This is a genomic window from Bacillus ndiopicus, from assembly GCF_000612805.1.
Classification (GTDB): Bacteria; Bacillota; Bacilli; order Bacillales_A; family Planococcaceae; genus Metasolibacillus; species Metasolibacillus ndiopicus.
The window spans coordinates 166,047-185,232 of sequence record NZ_HG964403.1; the positions used below are offsets into that span (position 1 = coordinate 166,047).

Annotated in this window: 15 protein-coding genes; 11 read left to right on the top strand and 4 right to left on the bottom strand. The window is 37.3% G+C overall.

Annotated elements, in window-relative coordinates; all coding sequences use genetic code 11:
- The first annotated feature begins 49 nt into the window (after nt 1-49).
- Nucleotides 50-1,036 carry a homoserine dehydrogenase gene (locus TY13_RS00800; RefSeq protein ID WP_042470470.1) on the top strand — a complete coding sequence of 329 codons (987 nt, stop codon included), beginning with the start codon at nt 50-52 and terminating at the stop codon, nt 1,034-1,036.
- A 51-nt stretch (nt 1,037-1,087) separates the two neighbouring features.
- Here the strand turns inward: TY13_RS00800 and TY13_RS00805 are convergent, their stop codons facing one another.
- Nucleotides 1,088-1,318 carry a MerR family transcriptional regulator gene (locus TY13_RS00805; protein WP_042470472.1) on the bottom strand — a complete coding sequence of 77 codons (231 nt, stop codon included), beginning with the start codon at nt 1,316-1,318 and terminating at the stop codon, nt 1,088-1,090.
- Between the two features lie 111 nt (nt 1,319-1,429).
- Here TY13_RS00805 and TY13_RS00810 point away from each other — a divergent pair, with 111 nt between their 5' ends.
- From TY13_RS00810 to TY13_RS00825, 4 genes are all read left to right on the top strand, one after another.
- Nucleotides 1,430-2,116 (top strand): response regulator transcription factor, encoded by a 687-nt coding sequence (locus TY13_RS00810; protein ID WP_042470474.1) that lies wholly within the window; start codon nt 1,430-1,432, stop codon nt 2,114-2,116.
- A 141-nt stretch (nt 2,117-2,257) separates the two neighbouring features.
- Nucleotides 2,258-4,489: a HAMP domain-containing sensor histidine kinase gene (locus TY13_RS00815; protein ID WP_042470477.1), complete on the top strand. Its 2,232-nt coding sequence runs from the start codon at nt 2,258-2,260 to the stop codon at nt 4,487-4,489.
- 189 nt (nt 4,490-4,678) lie between these two features.
- Nucleotides 4,679-5,743 (top strand): metallophosphoesterase, encoded by a 1,065-nt coding sequence (locus tag TY13_RS00820; RefSeq protein ID WP_042470478.1) that lies wholly within the window; start codon nt 4,679-4,681, stop codon nt 5,741-5,743.
- A gap of 23 nt (nt 5,744-5,766) precedes the next feature.
- On the top strand, nt 5,767-6,594 hold the full coding sequence (locus tag TY13_RS00825) for an undecaprenyl-diphosphate phosphatase (RefSeq protein ID WP_042470480.1): 828 nt from the start codon (nt 5,767-5,769) through the stop codon (nt 6,592-6,594).
- Nucleotides 6,595-6,632: 38 nt separating this feature from the next.
- Here the strand turns inward: TY13_RS00825 and TY13_RS00830 are convergent, their stop codons facing one another.
- Complete coding sequence (locus TY13_RS00830) at nt 6,633-7,430, bottom strand: TIGR00266 family protein (protein ID WP_042470483.1); 798 nt, start codon at nt 7,428-7,430, stop codon at nt 6,633-6,635.
- Between the two features lie 253 nt (nt 7,431-7,683).
- On the opposite strand from TY13_RS00830, the gene TY13_RS00835 reads away from it, so the two are divergent.
- The 4 genes from TY13_RS00835 to TY13_RS00850 all read left to right on the top strand — a co-directional run bounded on the left by TY13_RS00835 (nt 7,684) and on the right by TY13_RS00850 (nt 13,645).
- On the top strand, nt 7,684-9,156 hold the full coding sequence (locus tag TY13_RS00835; RefSeq protein WP_042470487.1) for an aldehyde dehydrogenase family protein: 1,473 nt from the start codon (nt 7,684-7,686) through the stop codon (nt 9,154-9,156).
- A gap of 199 nt (nt 9,157-9,355) precedes the next feature.
- Complete coding sequence (locus tag TY13_RS00840) at nt 9,356-10,528, top strand: saccharopine dehydrogenase family protein (RefSeq protein ID WP_042470490.1); 1,173 nt, start codon at nt 9,356-9,358, stop codon at nt 10,526-10,528.
- A 168-nt stretch (nt 10,529-10,696) separates the two neighbouring features.
- The gene (locus TY13_RS00845; RefSeq protein WP_042470493.1) at nt 10,697-12,835 is read left to right on the top strand and encodes a beta-propeller domain-containing protein; all 2,139 of its coding nucleotides are present in this window, start codon (nt 10,697-10,699) and stop codon (nt 12,833-12,835) included.
- 90 nt (nt 12,836-12,925) lie between these two features.
- Complete coding sequence (locus TY13_RS00850; protein WP_042472288.1) at nt 12,926-13,645, top strand: GNAT family N-acetyltransferase; 720 nt, start codon at nt 12,926-12,928, stop codon at nt 13,643-13,645.
- Between the two features lie 78 nt (nt 13,646-13,723).
- Here TY13_RS00850 and TY13_RS00855 read toward each other — a convergent pair whose 3' ends face one another.
- Complete coding sequence (locus TY13_RS00855) at nt 13,724-15,160, bottom strand: polysaccharide deacetylase family protein (RefSeq protein ID WP_042470496.1); 1,437 nt, start codon at nt 15,158-15,160, stop codon at nt 13,724-13,726.
- 360 nt (nt 15,161-15,520) lie between these two features.
- Between TY13_RS00855 and TY13_RS00860 the strand changes: the two genes are divergently transcribed.
- Both TY13_RS00860 and TY13_RS00865 read left to right on the top strand, forming a co-directional pair.
- Entirely contained in the window at nt 15,521-16,273 is a 753-nt protein-coding gene (locus TY13_RS00860; RefSeq protein ID WP_042470498.1) for a threonine/serine exporter family protein, read from the top strand.
- 12 nt (nt 16,274-16,285) lie between these two features.
- The gene (locus tag TY13_RS00865) at nt 16,286-16,759 is read left to right on the top strand and encodes a threonine/serine exporter family protein (RefSeq protein WP_042470499.1); all 474 of its coding nucleotides are present in this window, start codon (nt 16,286-16,288) and stop codon (nt 16,757-16,759) included.
- A gap of 97 nt (nt 16,760-16,856) precedes the next feature.
- Here the strand turns inward: TY13_RS00865 and TY13_RS00870 are convergent, their stop codons facing one another.
- Entirely contained in the window at nt 16,857-18,866 is a 2,010-nt protein-coding gene (locus tag TY13_RS00870; protein WP_042470501.1) for a GGDEF domain-containing phosphodiesterase, read from the bottom strand.
- Nucleotides 18,867-19,186: the final 320 nt, after the last annotated feature.

Here is a 19,186-nt window from a genome sequence, read left to right on the forward strand (position 1 = left end):
CAGGGCGTAAAGGATTGTTCGTGAGAGGAAATTTGGAGGCGAATTTATAATGTCAACAGTGAAGGCAGCCATCCTCGGCTTTGGAACCGTGGGGCAAGGGATTTATCATATATTAAAGGAAAGGAAACATGAACTTCAAGATAAGCTAGGTGTAGAACTCGAAGTTGCGAAAATATTAGTTACAGATGCGAGTAAAGAGCGTGTACCGGGTACATTGCATCTTATGACGGAGAGTATAGAGGACGTGCTAGCAGAGCCAGGACTACAGGTTGTTTTTGAAGCGATTGTCAATGAGGAGCCAGCATTTTCTTATTTGAAGCGTGCAGTAGAGCACAGATGCCATGTAATTACAGCAAATAAGGTAATGTTTGCACGACGAGGGCAGGAGCTTGAACAACTGGCTAAAGAGCATGGTGTAAATGTAGGCTATGAAGCATCTGTAGCTGGAGGCGTACCTGTTATCAAAACATTAAAAAATGTGTTATTGGTAAATAATGCCCAGCGAATTCAAGGTATTTTAAATGGAACGACAAATTACATTTTAACGAAAATGCGTATTGAGAATGTACCTTTTGAGGATGCTTTAAGAGAGGCACAGCGATTGGGCTATGCAGAGGCAAATCCGTTCAACGATGTGTCTGGGCAAGACGCCTTTAAAAAATTAATGATTTTATCAAGCTTAGCATTTGGTGAGCAGCCTAATTGGTCGGAAGTAGAAGTAATTGGTATTGATGCGATTTCTCAAGCGGATGTAGAAAAAGCATATGTGGAAGGTTTACGTTTTCGTCATGTTGCAGAAATAGAGCGTTTAGCAGATGGGAAAATTGTTGGTAAAGTAGCGCCGCTATTAGTGAATAAAGAGCATCCACTATATCCAATTGATGACGTTAATAATGCTGTAACTGTAGAGACGAATTATATTGGAACGATTACGCTTGTTGGGCCTGGTGCGGGAATGTACCCAACCGCAAGTGTTATGGTAGAAGATTACGCAGAGATAATGTTAAGAGGCACAGGGCAGGTTGTGTCAATTTAAATAAGTGCCAGGCACGGGAACAATTAAGAATTGTTTCAGTGCCTGGCACTTTTAGTCTTCATCTTTTACATCAATATCCTCTGGGATTGGGGTGTTACGCCAAATATCGATTTCCTCTTTAATGCGTTCGATTTGTTCGTGATATGTATCAAATTGTCCACTATTTATTAAATATTGTTCTCCATCATGTACAGCTTTAATTCGACCATTATGAATATAATATAAAATTTGTTCTTCCGGCATATTTAAATCTAATGCTGTTTGAGCCACAGTTTTATACATTAACTACATTTCCTTTCCATTTCTTCAGAAATTCTTAAGATTTACGATAAACAATTATTCATTTTTATCCTTTATTATAACATTATAAGAGTTAGCAGTGAGGTGAACGATATGACGAAATTAACAGTATTGGTTGTTGACGATGATCAAGATATTCGAGATGGTATAGAGATTTATTTAAAAAATGATGGCTACAATGTTCTGAAGGCAGCGGATGGTGTGGAGGCATTAGAAATGCTATCGCAGCATGATGTCCATTTAATTGTTTTAGATATAATGATGCCAAATATGGACGGAATTACGGCGACGTTTAAAATTCGTGCTGAACGTAATATTCCTATCATTATGTTAAGTGCTAAGGCAGAGGATACAGATAAAATTCACGGTCTATCTGTTGGAGCAGATGATTATATTACGAAGCCTTTTCACCCATTAGAGCTTATGGCACGTGTGAAGTCACAGTTGCGTCGCTATGTTGAGCTAGGGACATTTCAAAATAGTACAACGCAGATTGAAGGCTTGGAGCTTGACATAGCTGGTCGCCAAGTATTAAAAGATGGAGAGCCTGTAAAGTTGACACCAATCGAATACAAAATTACAGAGCTATTGTTGAAAAATGCAGGTCGTGTTTTTTCCATTCATGAAATTTATGAAATCGTTTGGAATGAAGAGGCGTATAATGCTGAAAATATTGTCGCTGTACATATCCGAAAAATCCGCGAAAAAATTGAGACAGATCCAAAAAATCCACGTTATTTAAAGGTAGTTTGGGGACTTGGCTACAAAATGGAAAAATAACATTGCGCTAATTTGTACTTTAATTAGTGCAGCTGCTAGTATTTTCGGTCTCGTTTATATCGGAATGTTTCTATGGGAGACAAGAGCGGATTTAATGGATACATTGCAACTATTACGAAAGCTTTTTTAGGAGGATTTTAAATGAAAAAGGGAAGAGGCGTCCTCACATTACTATTGATTTTTTGGACGGTATTCGCGTTATTTTCTTTTTGGGGGAATGCGAATAGGATTATCGGTAAGTCCTTTATTAGTTCAGATGAATTTCAAATGGAGCTAAGACAATATTACGGATGGCTGTATGAATATGTTTTAGTACCGTTTGATGCAGAGAAAGCGAAGGAACAAATAAAAATTACGAAGGATGAAATTCATTATTATCGTAATTATTACGGAACAGTGGAGGAACAGATAGAAAATATCGTTCTACAATATAACGAACGTTTGCAAGATGAAGGAATTTCTGAAGAGGTAAAAGAAGTAGCGAAGCAAGAGCGTGATCGCAAAATTGAGGAAATTAAGAAAAACTTTGCAGATGATGCGCATGTAGAAGCAAAAATCCGTGTATTAAAGGAACGGATTATTGATAACTATGCTGCTGAAAAGGAGAGATATCGAAGGGAGTTTATGGCATCAAATAGCTATAAGATGTTTAGCTATGATTTAGTGAATGTTGATACGGGGCAACGTTTTTTCAACAATAATACAGTTGCACCAAATATTTTCGAGCAGCAATTTTTAGCGGAAAATAGCGAATATTTTTCACCACTGGATGTGTATCCCAATGAATCGACTTCTATTCAAGAAATTCACATGAATGGAGGCGTTGAAGAAGAATATGCTTTAGTAGATCAGACGATTCCGCTAACGGTGGAGCAGCCAAAATTTACAGGCACTATTACATTGCCAAAAACAGCTTTAAAAGATTCGGAGCTAAAAAGAAATTATGAGGGCTTTGAAATCTTTAAAATTCTCTCTTATATCGTTTGGGTTACAGGAATTTTAACATTATTAGTATTGTTATTTTTAGTACGACCTAAGAAAGTTGAAATTGAAACACTTCTACCAAAAATGAAGCCGCTATTTAACAAATTGCCAATTGATGTGGGAATTGCTATTGTGTTGTTCGGCATCATGGTACTTATTAATTTAGTCGAAGAGCTGGCTAACACTATTTTTAGTATTTCTTATTATGGAACTGAGCAATACAATATTACAAACACAATAGAATTAATTATAATATTTGCTTTCGCTGTTGCCTTATTTATTGCCATTGTTATTAGTTCAATTTGGTTACTTGGTGATGCGCGAGATATGGAACGATGGAAGAAATCTATTTCTCTTCGAATTTGGCAAGCGGGTCAGGACGCCTTTTTAAATCGTTCGATTGGCATGCAAACATTTGCAATGCTTATCGTATTTTTCCTTGCAGGGGTAGGATTTACTGGCGCTTTGATTGACGGGAAGCTATTTATTATCTACGTACCATTATTCTTATTCATATTTATACCGACACTATATGTATTTCTTCTTCGTATGGGCTACCTCAGTCGTGTAATAAAGCAAACAGAGGATATGGCGGAAGGACGTTTATCAAGTGATATTGTGGTGAAGGGCAAATCACCTATTGCGACACATGCTAAAAATTTAAATAAATTAAGAGATGGCGTCAGAACGTCTATGACGGAGCAAGCGAAAAGTGAGCGTTTAAAAACGGAATTAATTACGAATGTTAGCCATGATTTACGTACACCGTTAACATCCATTATTACGTATACTGATTTATTGAAAAAGCCAGATTTATCAGAGGAAGAGCGTAGCAAATATATAGATATACTTGATAAAAAATCGGCACGTTTAAAAACATTGATTGAAGATTTATTTGATGTATCGAAAATGGCAAGTGGCAATGTCGAGCTATTAAAGCAACGAGTTGATTTAGCACAGCTATTACAACAGGCTGTTGGAGAGCATGAAGAAGCATTTACTACAGCAAACTTAGATATGCGCGTCAATATCGAAAGTCAGCCAATTTTTGCATACGTAGATGGGCAAAAATGGTGGCGTGTCATTGATAATTTAATTGTCAACGCACAAAAATATTCATTAGAAGGCACACGTGTTTATATTACATTGAAGCAGCAAGGGGCTGAAGCTGAGCTTGTAGTGAAAAATGTAGCGAAATATGAACTGATGGAAAATGCAGATGAGTTAACTGAGCGCTTCAAACGCGCAGATACATCGCGTCACACAGAAGGCTCTGGCTTAGGGTTAGCAATCGCTCAATCGATTGTTGATTTACATGGTGCACGTATGAGAATTGAAGTGGATGGCGATTTATTCAAAGTAACAGTTGCTGTGCAAGTAGCATATTAAAATATGAGGCTGTTGGAAATGTAGGTCTGCATCTACATTTGCCAACAGCCTTTTCGTTTTTTTGATTAACATGTGTTTTTTCAAAGTATTAAAATAAGAATTTTTCAATTTCTGAGACTTATATTTTTCTACGCTGAACAAAGTAATGTTATACTTTTGCATGACAAAAGAACAGGAGGATACTGTACATTGCAGTTTTTAATTGGTACATTAGTAGTTGTTATTTATAGTGGGCTGACATTTTACATAGGTTGGAATTTGAATTTATGGTTAACATCTATAAGCATACATATACCAAATCTTATTTTTTGGTCCCTCCTTTACGTGGCAGCATTTGGCTTTGTGTTAGGTAGAATTCATGAATTCTTACGTCCGTTATCAATTTTAGGGAATTATTGGATGTTTATTTTTGAGTACGGGCTAATTTTATGTATTATTGCAAATATCATTACATTTATTACCCCTTTAACAGTGCGTACTACAGGTAGCGTAGGGGTGATTGTTTTCATAGCGCTCTTTATTTATGGGACGTATAACGCCTATTCTCCTGTTGTGAGGGAAACGACGCTTAAATTAAATGTGGATGAGCCGATGACATTTGTTGTAGCTTCAGATTTTCATTTAGGCGCGTTATCAAATAAAGCCCATTTACAAAGATTTGTGACATTATCGAATGAACAAAATCCAGATGTCGTGTTATTGGCAGGTGATTTAGTGGACGATAAGCCCGATTTGTTTATCAAGAAGGGGATGGGTGAAGTGATGGCACAGTTGAAAGCTACATATGGTGTATATGGGATACTTGGTAATCATGAGTATTATGGAAATGCCATTGCAGCAGTGGTTGATGAACTGGAAAAAGCGAATGTAAAAATGCTATTAGATGAAACTATTTTAGTAGGAGAGCGTTTCTATTTAACGGGACAAGAAGATAAAACGAATAAAGCGAGAAAACAGATTGCCGATTTAGCGCCGAAAGAGCTAGATAAGCCTTGGATTGTGATGAATCATACTCCAGATGATTTAAACTCACCTATGAAAGCCGGGGTAGATTTACATGTTTCGGGTCATACTCATTTAGGGCAGCTATGGCCAAATAACTTTATTACAGATAAAGTATTTGAATTAGATTATGGCTATAAAAATAAAGAAGGTATGCATGCACTGGTTTCAAGTGGTTTCGGTTTTTGGGGTCCACCGATGCGCGTAGGTAGTCGCTCGGAGCTGTGGGTAATTCATGTTGAAAGTAATTAAGGTAGAATTGGAGGAATTACGTAGTGGAATGGTTTGAATTATTAAAGGCACTGATTTTGGGCTTTGTAGAAGGGATGACTGAGTTTGCCCCTGTATCATCAACAGGTCATATGATTATCGTTGATGATATGTGGTTGAAAACCCAAGAATTTTTAGGCTCTAGCTCCGCAAATACATTTAAAATTGTTATTCAGTTAGGTTCGATTTTAGCTGTAGTTGTAGTGATGTGGAAGCGAATGTTGAGTTTAATAGGTTTATATAAGATTGATGGAAAAGCAGTAACTCAACGCTTTAACTTAGGGCATGTTATTGTTGGTATTATTCCAGCAGGAGTTTTTGGTGTGTTGCTGGAAGATATGATTGATACGCATTTATTTTCTATTAATACTGTTGTAATTGGCTTAATTATTGGAGCTTTCTTGATGATTATTGCTGATAAATTTGGACCAAAGAAGCCATCGATTACATCATTAGATCAAATTTCGTATGGTAAAGCGCTGAAAATTGGGCTTGTACAATGTATCTCATTATGGCCAGGCTTCTCACGCTCAGGTGCAACGATTTCAGGTGGGGTGCTTTTAGGCTTAGACCATAAAACAGCAGCAGACTTCACGTTTATTATGGCTGTGCCGATTATGGCTGGTGCTAGCGGCTTATCTTTAATTAAGCATTGGGATGATATTAACCCAGATCATTTTATGTTTTATGCGATTGGTTTTGTTAGTGCCTTTGTGTTTGCATTAATATCAATTAAATTCTTCCTGAAATTAATTTCACGTGTTAAACTAACACCGTTCGCGATTTATCGTATTGTGCTTGCGATCGTGTTACTTGTTGTATTATATATGTAAAAATAAGAAAAGCCTTGCTGGCCAGCAAGGCTTTTTACTTACTTGTTGAATAAATCGAATAATCCACCGATGCCGCCTTCATCGCTTGATTTTCCGCCACCGCCTTTAGTAGCTGGGGCAGCTGCGAATACACGGCTTGCAAGTCGGCTAAATGGCAGTGATTGCACCCATACTGTACCAGGTCCTTTTAACGTTGCTAAGAATAGTCCTTCTCCACCGAATAATGCTGTTTTCACGCCACTTACCATTTCGATATTGTAATCGACATCTCTCGTCATAGCAACTAAACAACCTGTATCGATGCGTAATATTTCACCTGGACGTAAATCATGACGATGAATTGTTCCACCTGCATGAATAAATGCCATTCCGTCACCTTCAAGCTTTTGCATAATGAAACCTTCTCCACCGAAAAAGCCTGTTGCTAATTTACGCTGAAATTCAATGCCAACAGATACGCCTTTAGCTGCTGCTAAAAAAGCATCCTTTTGGCAAATAATTTTTCCATTCCATGCGCTTAAATCAATCGGAATAATTTTTCCGGGATACGGTGCAGCAAAATAAACATGGCGCTTGCCAGATCCGGTATTAGTGAATGTTGTCATAAATAAGCTTTCACCTGTCAATAACCGCTTACCAGCCCCCATAAGCTTATCCATAAAGCCACCACTGCCTTTTGCAGAGCCATCACCAAATATCGTTTCCATACGAATATCATCTTCCATCATCATCAAGCTGCCAGCCTCAGCTACAACTGTTTCAGCTGGATCAAGCTCCACCTCTACAAATTGCATATCGTCTCCATAAAGCTTGTAATCAATTTCATGATTGTTCATTGTTTGTTCCTCCTATTAATTATATCTCTACTGTCTATCGTCAAGTTTTTGAAAGCTGTTGTAACATGCGCTAAACTGACCTCTCTTCAAAATATAATTTTTACTATATGTACGTGTCGTAAATAAAAGAAGTTTCGAAAATATTAAAATTATTTTTAAAATCAGAAAAAAGAGGGTTTAAAATAGAGAATGTCGAATAATTTGTAATGTAACACAAGAAATGAAGTTTTTGCGTACGGAAAGGAGAGACTAAATGGAGCTGAAAAACTATATAGCTGGTGAATGGGTCGAAGGAGAGCTACAAACGATGCCAATTATTAATCCAGCAACAGGTGAGCATCTAGGTACAGTGCCACTCTCAACAAAAACGGAAATTGATGCAGCTGTTCAAGCAGCAAAAAAGGCACAGAAGGAGTGGGCATTGCTTCCCGCACCGAAACGTGCAGACTATTTATATGAAATTGGCTTTAAATTGAAAGAAAAAAAGGAATATTTAGCGCAGATTTTGACGAAGGAAATGGGCAAGGTAATTGAAGAGGCGCGTGGAGAGGTGCAAGAAGGCATCGATATGGCGCTTTATATGGCTGGAGAGGGACGCAGATTATTTGGCGAAACAGCGCCATCTGAACTAGCAAATAAATTTGCAATGAGTGTGAGAGCCCCGATAGGCGTTGTTGGATTAATTACACCATGGAATTTCCCAATTGCTATTGCAACATGGAAGTCGTTTCCTGCAATTGTGGCAGGCAATACATTTGTTTGGAAGCCTTCCAATGAAACACCGATGATGGCATATGAGCTTGCCAAAATTTTTGAAGAAGTAGGCCTGCCTAAAGGTGTAGCTAATGTTGTATTTGGTACAGGACCAACGATTGGTACAGCAATGATTGAGCATCCTGATGTGCGTGTCATTTCCTTTACAGGTTCAACTGCTACTGGTAGTAAGGTAGCGGAGCTTGGAGGCAAACATTTAAAGAAAATTTCACTGGAAATGGGCGGCAAAAATGCAGTTATCGTAATGGATGATGCAGATGTGGATCTAGCGGTACAAGGAATTGTTTGGAGCGCCTTTGGAACAGCAGGACAGCGTTGTACAGCATGTAGTCGTATTATCGTGCATCGTGATGTGAAGGAAGAGCTGGAGGAAAAGCTATTAAAAGAAATGCGAGCGATCACAATAGGTAATGGACTTGACCCAGATGTAAAAGTAGGTCCTGTTATTAACCGCCAAGCGCTTGAAAAAATCAATCATTATGTACAGCTTGGTAAGCAAGAAGGAGCGACACTGTTAACAGGTGGTCACATATTAACTAAAGCACCGTACGATAAAGGGTTTTATTTTGAGCCAACTGTTTTTACAAATGTTAGTCCAAATATGATTATCGCACAGGAAGAAATTTTTGGCCCTGTAGTTAGTATCATTGAGATTGACAGCTTAGAGCAGGCAATCGAAGTAAATAATGGCGTGCGCTTCGGATTATCGAGTTCTATTTTCTCACGTAATGTGAATACGATATTTAAAGCACAGCAGCTTTTAGATACAGGTATTGTCTATGTAAATGCAGGGACAACGGGAGCTGAAATCCATTTACCATTCGGTGGAACAAAGGGTACGGGCAATGGCCATAGAGACTCGGGTCAAGCTGCACTTGATGTCTACACAGAATGGAAAAGCGTCTATGTAGATTACAGCGGTACTTTACAAAGAGCACAAATTGATACTTAATGTAGTGAAACGATTAGGTGTATATACTTTATCTTAAAATATCTTCTATTGATTGAGCTAAATCCTTCTAGCGTGAATGCTTAGAAGATTTTGATAGTAAATAAGAGCTTTTTACTTCAATATAAGTGCGTTCAGCTGTCAGAAAAAATACTTTTCCGACAGCCCCACATGACATACTAAATAAAAGGGGTTGGATTACATGAAAGTAGTAGTTCTAGGTGCAGGTTTAATGGGGAAAGAAGTAGCACGTGATTTAGTAGCAAGCGAATCAGTTGAAAAAGTATATTTAGCAGACTTAGTAGTAAGCGCGGCAGAGGAATTTGTCGCTACATTAAATACAAATAAAGTAGAAGTCATTGAACTAGATGCAACATCAGAAGAATCATTGCACAATGTTATGTCGAAGGGAAATGTTGCAATCAACGCATTATTTTATGAATTCAATGAAGCGGTAGCCAAGGCAGCGATTGCCACGGGTGTTCATGCGGTTGACTTAGGTGGGCATATTGGTGGTGTGACAGAGCATGTGCTTGCGATGTCAGATGCAGCCAAGGCAGCAGGGGTAACACTTATTCCAGATCTAGGCGTTGCGCCAGGAATGGTTAATATTTTAGCAGGGTACGGGGCGACAAAACTAGATGTGGTGGAATCTATTAAACTATATGTGGGTGGTATTCCTACAGAGCCAAAACCACCACTACATTATACACATGTATTCTCGTTAGAGGGTGTCTTTGACCATTATACAGAGCCGTCCAAAATGATTCAGGACAGTAAGTTAACAGAAGTTGAATCATTAACTGGTGTGGAGCCAATTTACTTTGACGAGTTTGGTGTACTAGAAGCGTTTTATACATCAGGGGGAATCTCGACATTATCTCAAACTTTCCCGAATGTAAAAACTTTAGAGTACAAAACAATCCGTTATAAAGGGCATGTTGAGAAGTTCAAGTTATTAGCTGATTTAGACTTCTTAAGCAAAGATAATTTTGTAGAGGCAAATGGTCATGAAGTAAGCGTGCGTGAAGTTGTACGTGAAGCGCTAAAGAAAAAGCTAGAGCTTGGAAAGAAAGTAGATGCCGTATTATTACGTGCTATTGTAGCTGGTGAAAAATCAGAAGAGCAAGTGACATATGAATATGAGATGGTTGTGAAGAAAGATTTAGAAACAGGCGTAACGGCGATGGCTCGCGCAACAGCAAACACGGCATCGGTCGTTGCCCAAATGATTGGTAATGGGGTAATTTCAGAGCGCGGCGTCTTTGCACCAGAATTGATAGTGCCAGGTGCGGCATATATTGAAGAAATGGCAAAGCGTGGTGTAGATATCAGAGAAACATCACACCGTTCTGCGATGATTGTAAAATGGTAAAATGAGAAATGGCTGTAGGGAAAGTATTTTTTCCTACAGCCATATTTATTTAGGCCAAGTTTTCAAAACATATTTTTCGGACTTTTCAAAAAATGTGTAACGAAATTTATTGTGCCTCGTCTTATTTAATGACATGGAAAGAAAACCATAAAAAGGAGTGAAGAGAACATGAAGAAAGGGCGGACAATAGGCACAATTTTTACCGTAGCTATTATGTTTATAGCGACGCTAGCTTTGTTTGGGAATCAAAAAGTCTATGCAACTACATCGGTATTAGAAGGGCAGCCATTTTATGTTGATTTTTCAGAAGGTATTATTGCACAGGCAAGCTTAACAAATGGCAAGGTGTATGTTACAGATGCTAGTGGAAAAAAGGTAAATGCGCGGTTGACGTTAAACGAGGCAGCCAATGCGATTATTGTTTGGGATTTAAGTATAGGAGAATACACGCTACATGTTGATAAAGGAGCTTATAAAAAGTTGTCATTAAACAATAAGAAAAAATCTGTAGAGTTTAATGTGGTGAAGGCAGTTGAGCAGATAAAATCAACAAAAGATTTAGTGACTTATTTTGAAACAGTATTGAACAATCAAAATTTTGGTCATAACCGAGTTCAAGAGGAAATGATGGAGACATCTGAATCTCGCAATGATAGCGTGGCAAGTAACAAATCTTCAAGTCATTCTACAACAAATAATCAAGTGGAAGGTATTGAAGAGGGCGATATTGTTGTTACAGATGGACGTTATATTTATTCGATTATTGAAAATGAACTTGTTGTTACTGACGCAAAAAATCCTAAAAACATGAAGGTTGTTGCGAAAAAGAAATTTAAGGAAAATCAATATTTAACAAAGCTTATTTTACACAATTCATTACTAATCGTTGCGTACGATAGCTATGAAGAGCGTCCTTTAAAAGGGAAGGATTATATGCAATCAACATCGTTATCAAAGTTTGCATTTTTTGATGTGAAAGATGCTCAAAACCCAAAATTAGTGCGTGAAATTGGGCAGGAAGGTAATAGCGCTGGTATACGTAAGCAGGGCGATGTTTTGTATATGGTGACGAATTCGTCTCCTAATTATTGGTTGCTACGTGAAGGGGTAGATGTAGAACTGCGCCCATACACATACGATAGCAATATTCAAAACACATCACAGCCGATGCCAATTGAAAAGATTTCAATTTTCCCTGGCAATACAGAGCCAAACTACACAACATTATCAGCAATAGATTTAAAGGATTTTGCTAAAAATGAAGTAAAGACAGAAAGCTATTTAGGTAGTGGCTCTCAGCTATACATGTCACCAGAGGCAATTTATGTGACAGCACCTAAATATGACTTTGTAGCTCCGGCGGCATCAAAGCGCATGGTGACAGATATGATGATTATGCCAGCTGCATCAAACACACAAATTTATAAGTTTGCTGTGAATCAAACAGCAATCAAATTAGTGGCGCAGGCAGAAGTAAAAGGGACAACATTAAATCAATTCTCAATGGATGAATATAATGGATATTTCCGCATTGCAACAACAGAAGGCTTTGCATGGGGGCGCAATGCTGATTCTAAAAATCATTTATTTATTCTCGATAGTAATTTAAAGCAAGTTGGGGCCCTAACAGATTTAGCGCGTGGTGAGCGCATCTTCTCTACACGCTTTATGGGGGATAAAGCATATCTTGTGACATTTAAAGAGGTGGATCCACTGTTTGTCATCGATGTGGCAAATCCAGCAAAACCTAAAGTGTTAGGGGAGCTGAAAATTCCAGGATTTAGCAACTATTTACACCCTCTTGATGATAAGCATTTAATCGGTATAGGCTATGATACAGAAATTCGTATGAGTGAATATACGAAAGAGCCATTTATCGTAACAAAGGGCATGAAGCTAGCGCTATTCGATGTAAGTGATTTAGCGTATCCAAAGGAAAAATCAGCAGTCATTATCGGGGGACGTGGCACATATTCTGAAGTGCAATATGATCATAAAGCATTGCTTCGTCATATAGAGAAAGGCTACTACGGCTTCCCAGTGTCGCTATATGAAGAAAAGAATGCAAACGAAATGATTTATAAAGGAACAGGCTCCCAAGTATACGAAGTGACAACACAAGGAATTAAGCTAAAAGCAGATTTAATAGAGCCAGCACAATCGAGTGAAATGTATGAAGAATGGGATAAAACGGTTCGTCGTATGATTTACATCGATGATGCACTTTACACAATCTCTCAAAGTGGTGTTGTGAGCTATGATTTAAATACTTTTGAGAAATTGAGCACTGTGAATTTTACGAAGTAATATAATGGTATTCAATTACTACTTGTTTTGGGGGTACCCCAAAACAAGTAGTTTTCTATGTATAGTAAAGAATGGGTAGGTGAATATAAAGTGGACAAAATACTTCAACGTTTGCTAAGAAGTGGCGTAAATTATATAAAGAGTGATAGTGGACTTATATTAGAGGCTTTAGAGAACAATCTTTCTCAAGCATCTGAAGTTGATGTGCTTTTAAATGAGCTGTTGTGTCAATTAAAAAATAGTAACTTTAAAACAGTAAGATTTGAGTGTCCTAAAGTTTTTTTAGAATGTTTGAATTGCACTAGAGCGAAAATGCAAATTAAAGGTGAAAGAGTGGTGTATAAGGGGGATTTTGCAACACCGTTAGATGTTTCACCACAGGATTATGAGGTATGGTCAATTTTTAATAGTAACTCTATTGCTTTTTTGGCAGAAGTTATGAGAAAAAGCATTGATGATGCAAAAAAATTTCTAACGGAGATGAATGCAGAACTTCCATTACAGGCACATAAAATGTATACAGTGTACATAATTAATAATAAACCAGTTGGGGTAGTTTTTCCTCATATAGAACCAAATACAAATCAAGAGGGGCGCTTGTTTTGGATAGGCATTCATCCAATTTATTTAGGGCAAGGGCTAGGGAAGAATCTACATGCAATCGGGTTATATAGATTAAAAAATGAATTTAGCGCAAAATCGTATATAGGAATAACGCAAGTTGATAATCATCCAATGAAAAAAATTATGGTATCAAACGGATGTATTGAAAATAAAGAAACACTAGTATCATTGCAATATTCTATTTAGAGAATTCTTGGATTTCTAAATAGCTTAAAATACATAAAGGCTGTAGGGTTATTTGTTTTCCCTACAGCCTCTTGTTATTTAATGATATTTCAAGACCTCACTAACTGTCACAAATGTATAGCCCTCTTCAGTTAAATATTGAAGTACAGGCTCTAAACCGTCAGCAGTTGAAGCATGAATATCATGCATCAAAATAATCGCATTGTTGTGCATATGTTGTTTAATAATCGGCAATAACTGTTTTGCGTCGCGGTGCTTCCAATCTAACGTATCGATTGTCCAGTTGACAACAGGGATTGGTATAAGTCCATTAATACGCTGGTTTGTCGCGCCGTATGGAGGGCGGAATACAGTAGCTGATTGTCCAATAGCTTGATTGATTGCTTGTTCTGTTGAGTTATACTCAGATAAAACTTGCTTAGAAGTAAGCTTTGTTAAAACGGGATGGCTCCAAGAATGGTTTCCTACTTCATGACCTGCATTGTACACTTCTTGAGTAATTTCAGGGTAATATTGTACACGGCTACCGAGCATAAAGAATGTTGCCTTTGCATTATATTGTTCTAAAAGCTCTAAAACGCGTCGTGTCACTTTAGGATCAGGACCATCGTCAAATGTTAGTGCAACACGTTTAATATTATCCTGCTCTACTGGATCATTAGCCGTATCTTGGTCTGATGTAATCGTGTCAGTACTTACCATTTGCTCTTGGAATTGCTCAGCAAGAATAGGATTAATATATGATAGTGATGTTGTTACGGTCGGTACACCTATTTCAGGATTGGCAATTTCACCTGCATCAAAATATAAAACTAGAGCTTCGTTTTGAATAGAGAAGCGTTGGAATAGTTTCCATTTTGGCTCGGTTTTTGCTAACATTTCTTCTTCCAATAAATGACCTTCAAATTCTACACTATCTGTAATTTGTGAGCGAATATGTGTTGAAAATACTTCTAGATTTTTTAAATCCTCACCTAAAATAGCACGAATATCTAGTAGTTCACCAGTTTCATTATTATAAAAATAAGTTGTAACTGTCATATCATCACTGCTACTTGTTCGTAATTTTTTCTTTAATACGAACGAGTAGTAATGTTCTTTGTACGGATATGTTTCGAAGCTAATATTTAATTCGCCAGGCTCGACTTTATTATCGTCTACATTTTTTTCTAAACGCATTTCCGCTATGTATTTTTCCTTTGAGGCCGTAATAAATTTAGTAACGACCTTATTAAAAGAATCTGAATTAGATTGAGGGTATTGAATAGCATACGGCATTATTTTATCGTTCGAAGTATCTGTCACAATGCGAATACCAGGGAAGCTAGATTGGCTTTCTGTGACTTCTCCTTGAAAAGCATCTGTTTCAGTCTGTTCGGATTCGTTAGCTTGTTGGAATTTTGACTCTGGGTTAATAACTGTAAAGAATACAATGGCTGCTGCTAAAACGATGATTGCCCCAATTAGAATAAGGTCAATCCATGGTCCACGTCTTTTTCTACGTTCATTTTTCATGTTGCGTTAAGGGCTCCTTTCTGTTATAAAATATAGACGAATAAGCGCTAAAAAAAGACGACGAATTTAGGGAAAATGTTGATTATTTTGATTTAGCGGGTATCCTGCACCTATTAAATCAAGATAAGCCTCCAGCGAATGTTATAGATTTCTAAAAGTCGAGTGAGCTTAAAAACCTGGGCAGAGTTAGCTGAGGTGAAATTAATTATGCTATAATTTCTAAAATCTAAAAAATTGTAATACTAGTATAATTAATACATTATTCACTTGAATATAAAGGTGGTAGTCACTACTATAATATTGATAAGATAAGTAGGTTTTACTTTTAGTCAAGTTAAAATACCAAGGGAGGTTTGAAAGATGATAGAGAAGCCCCAGCAAAACGAACTAGCCATTGATTGTTTCTTATTGGCCGGTCGCATTATGATGGAAAGTGGAGCAGAAACATATCGAGTGGAGGATACGATGCTTCGAATGGCTCGTTCACAAAATATGAATGATGCACAAAGCTATGTAACTCCAACAGGTATTATATTTTCTCTTGGTAAAACACAGCCAACACGTATTTCAGCTATTTCGACAAGAGTTACGGATTTACACCGTATTGTACTTGTTAATAATGTGTCGCGAAAGCTTACATCTCACATCATAACACTAGAAGAGGCATATGACGAGTTAAATAAGATACAAAAGACAAATTATTTTCTACCTGTTCTTTTACAAGTTTTGGCGGCTTCCTTCGCTAGTATTAGTTTTTTAATACTATTTGGCGGAATATGGGGGGATATGCCAGCAGCCTTTATAGCGGGAGGGGCAGGGCAGTATGTTGTAACAGTTATGCAAAGGCTAACGCGTGTGAAATTTTTCTCAGAGTTTGTTGCGACACTCGCTATTGGCATCATTGCTTCGTTAGCTCTTTATTTCGGTTATGGGGCACAAATTGATAAAATTATTATCGGTTCTGTAATGCCGCTTGTACCAGGACTTCTTATTACAAATGCAGTACGCGATTTGATGGCGGGGCATTTTACAGCAGGTATGGCAAAAGGTGCAGAAGCTTTTTTAACAGCATTCGCAATAGGTGCAGGAATTGCACTTGTGATGGCATGGTAACGGGGGGATAGTATGGATTATGTAATTCAAATCATTTTTAGCTTTATAGCAACAGCCTGTTTCGGTGTAATTTTTAATGCACCTGTTAAAGCCATTCCGTATTGTGGTGTCGTAGGCTCTATCGGCTGGCTAATTTACTATGAATTTGGTATGCATGGGGTAGATGAGGTGAAAGCTTCCTTTGCAGGTGCATTCGTTGTGGCAATTTTAGCACAAGCACTAGCAAGGAAATTTCGTATGCCAATGATTATTTATAGCGTATCTGGTATTATTCCACTTGTACCTGGAGGAGTAGCCTACAACACGATGCGCAATATTGTAGAGTTGGATTATGCATTAGGTATGCAAAATGGAATGCGTGTATTTATGATTTCAGGCGCTATCGCAATGGGAATTGTCTTTGCTGAAGTCATTATGCAAATTTTATTTAGTATGCTGCGCAAAGGCAAAACTTCCATTCAATCATTTGTGAAGGTTAAGAGATAGGGGCTTTTTTGAGAACAAACCTTGAAAATCATTTTTAATAATAGGTAAGGGCTGAGGAAAAGTAGATAAAAATCTACTCCCCCTAAGCCCTTTTTTGCTACATTTTTTCAGTATAAAGTGCTTTCACTTCGCTTGCCGTTGTGGGTTTACACACATAATAGCCCTGCGCTAAATCACAGCCGAAGCCTTTTAGCATTTTAAATTGTTCAGCGGTTTCGACACCTTCTGCTAAAATGGTTAACTGCATAGATTTTGCAAGCTGTATAATACCGCGTACAAGCTGTTCTGTTTTTTCAGACTGTGTCATTGCACGGATAAATGTCGGGTCGATTTTTAATGTTTTAAGAGGCAATAGCTGCATATAGCGGAAAGAAGCGTAGCCTGTACCGAAATCATCAAGCACAAAAACAATGCCTTCTTGCTCTAGCTGACGCATTTGCTTCATTATTGCTGTTTCGCTTTCTGCCTCTAATGCAAATTTCTCAGTAATTTCGATTTGAATTAAATGTGCTGGACATTTTGTACGTTCTAGCGTTTCTAAAATGGAACGAGCCATATTTTTGTCGCGGAATTCACGAATCGAAACGTTAATACTTACTTTTAATGGAATACCTTCCTTTTGCCAAGCTAAAGCTTGTTCGCATGCTTGTTCTAAAACAAATGAACCAATAGAGTGGATAAGCCCTGTTTCTTCAGCAATTGGTATTAGTTCATCTGGTGTGACTACTCCAATTTCTTCATCCATCCAGCGAACAAGTGCTTCAGCCGCAATGATTTTTCCTGTTTGCAAATCTAGCTGTGGCTGATATAGTACATTTAAATTTTTTTGATCAAGTGCCAGTAGAAGGCGTTTTTCGATAATCGCTTGTCGACTCAAAGCTTTATGCCCCTCTTTAGAAAGCGACATAATGCTGTTACCTCCTGCTTTTCTTACATTTGTAATTGTTAGCGTAGAAGCCTTCATCATTTGAGCGAATGTTAACTGATCTTCAGGGAAGCGTGTAATACTACCACTAATTGAAAGTGGAACTGCCATATTATCATTGTAAATAGGGTTTTGCTGTAAATAAGATAGAAACCCTTGAATAAACCACTCAGGTAAAGGCGTGATAACAACAAAATCACTTGCATTAATGCGTGCAACAGTACTGTCCTGGAAATACATTTTAATGCGTTTTCCAAAGTCTGCTGCTAAGCTCTGTGCAGCGCTGAATTCTGATAAACCTTTTAAAGTATAAAATTTGTCAATACTAATATATACAAAGGAGAATCGACGCTCTTCCCTAATCATTTCGTCTATCGCATGCTCTAAACGATGAACATTCATAAAGCCTGTTTCTGTGTCGATATAGGCGATTTTTTCAAGTTGTAATTGCACTGTTTTCTCGCGTGTAATATCTTTTTCAATTAATAAGAATGAGCGATTACCTGCTATCGGAATTGCGAGTAAATCGGTCCAATAGAGCATCCCATCCTTTGTTATTTTTTCTACTTCCCCCTTCCACATATTCCCCTTTTGCAACGTCTCCCAAATTTCTTCAGCGGCCTGCACACCTGTTGAAGATTTAGGGAATAGCTGCCAAAAGGATTTCCCGATAACTCTCTTTGGTGTCCAGTGACTTGTTTTTAAAAATAAGTCATTACATTGTGTAATAAGTCCTTCAAAATCAATTGTTACAACCATGAAATAAGACATAATGCTATTTTTCAAATGAACAAGTGTGTCATTATCATGATGGAATGTGCGAATATTTTTCATTGGAATGCAGGTAACCAATATTCCTTGCTGCTCTCCAAATTGACAAGGCGATGTCATTAGCGTAACCTCAAGCAATTGCTCTTCCTTAGTTAATAATTGTAAGGACTCTAACTTCAACGCATCCTTGCTTTTTAAAATTGCCTCATAGATATGTGGGGGAGCTATGGAAAACAATTGTTCAGTAAATATAGTCGAATCAGAAGAAAAGTCTTCTGTCGCATATTTAAATAAATTTTTACAAGCGGATGTCCAATGCACTAAGTACCCACGTTTATCAATAATAAAGGAAGGGAACTGCGTTTGATCCAATAGTTCTTCATTAATTTTATATAGTTGTAAATCTTTCATACCGAATAATCCTCCTCTATTTTTGTATTAAAAAGCGAATGTCTATAATTGATTTTAGGTATAAAGTATGAATGAAATATTTCCAATTTATTATATTATATATCTTTTGAAACGGTATGTGGATGTATTTTGAAAAAATATTCTAAAGAGCGTTACTAATGTTTATTTTGTAGAAGATAAGAGAGAATAATTCCTTAGAAAAAATAAAAATCTATTTATTTCATATTTACTATATATGTTGAAATGGAGAGAGTTTGGTTCACTATCAATAGCGGAAATCAAAGGCTTTTTTGCCTTTTCTATGAGTAAAGAGTGAAATA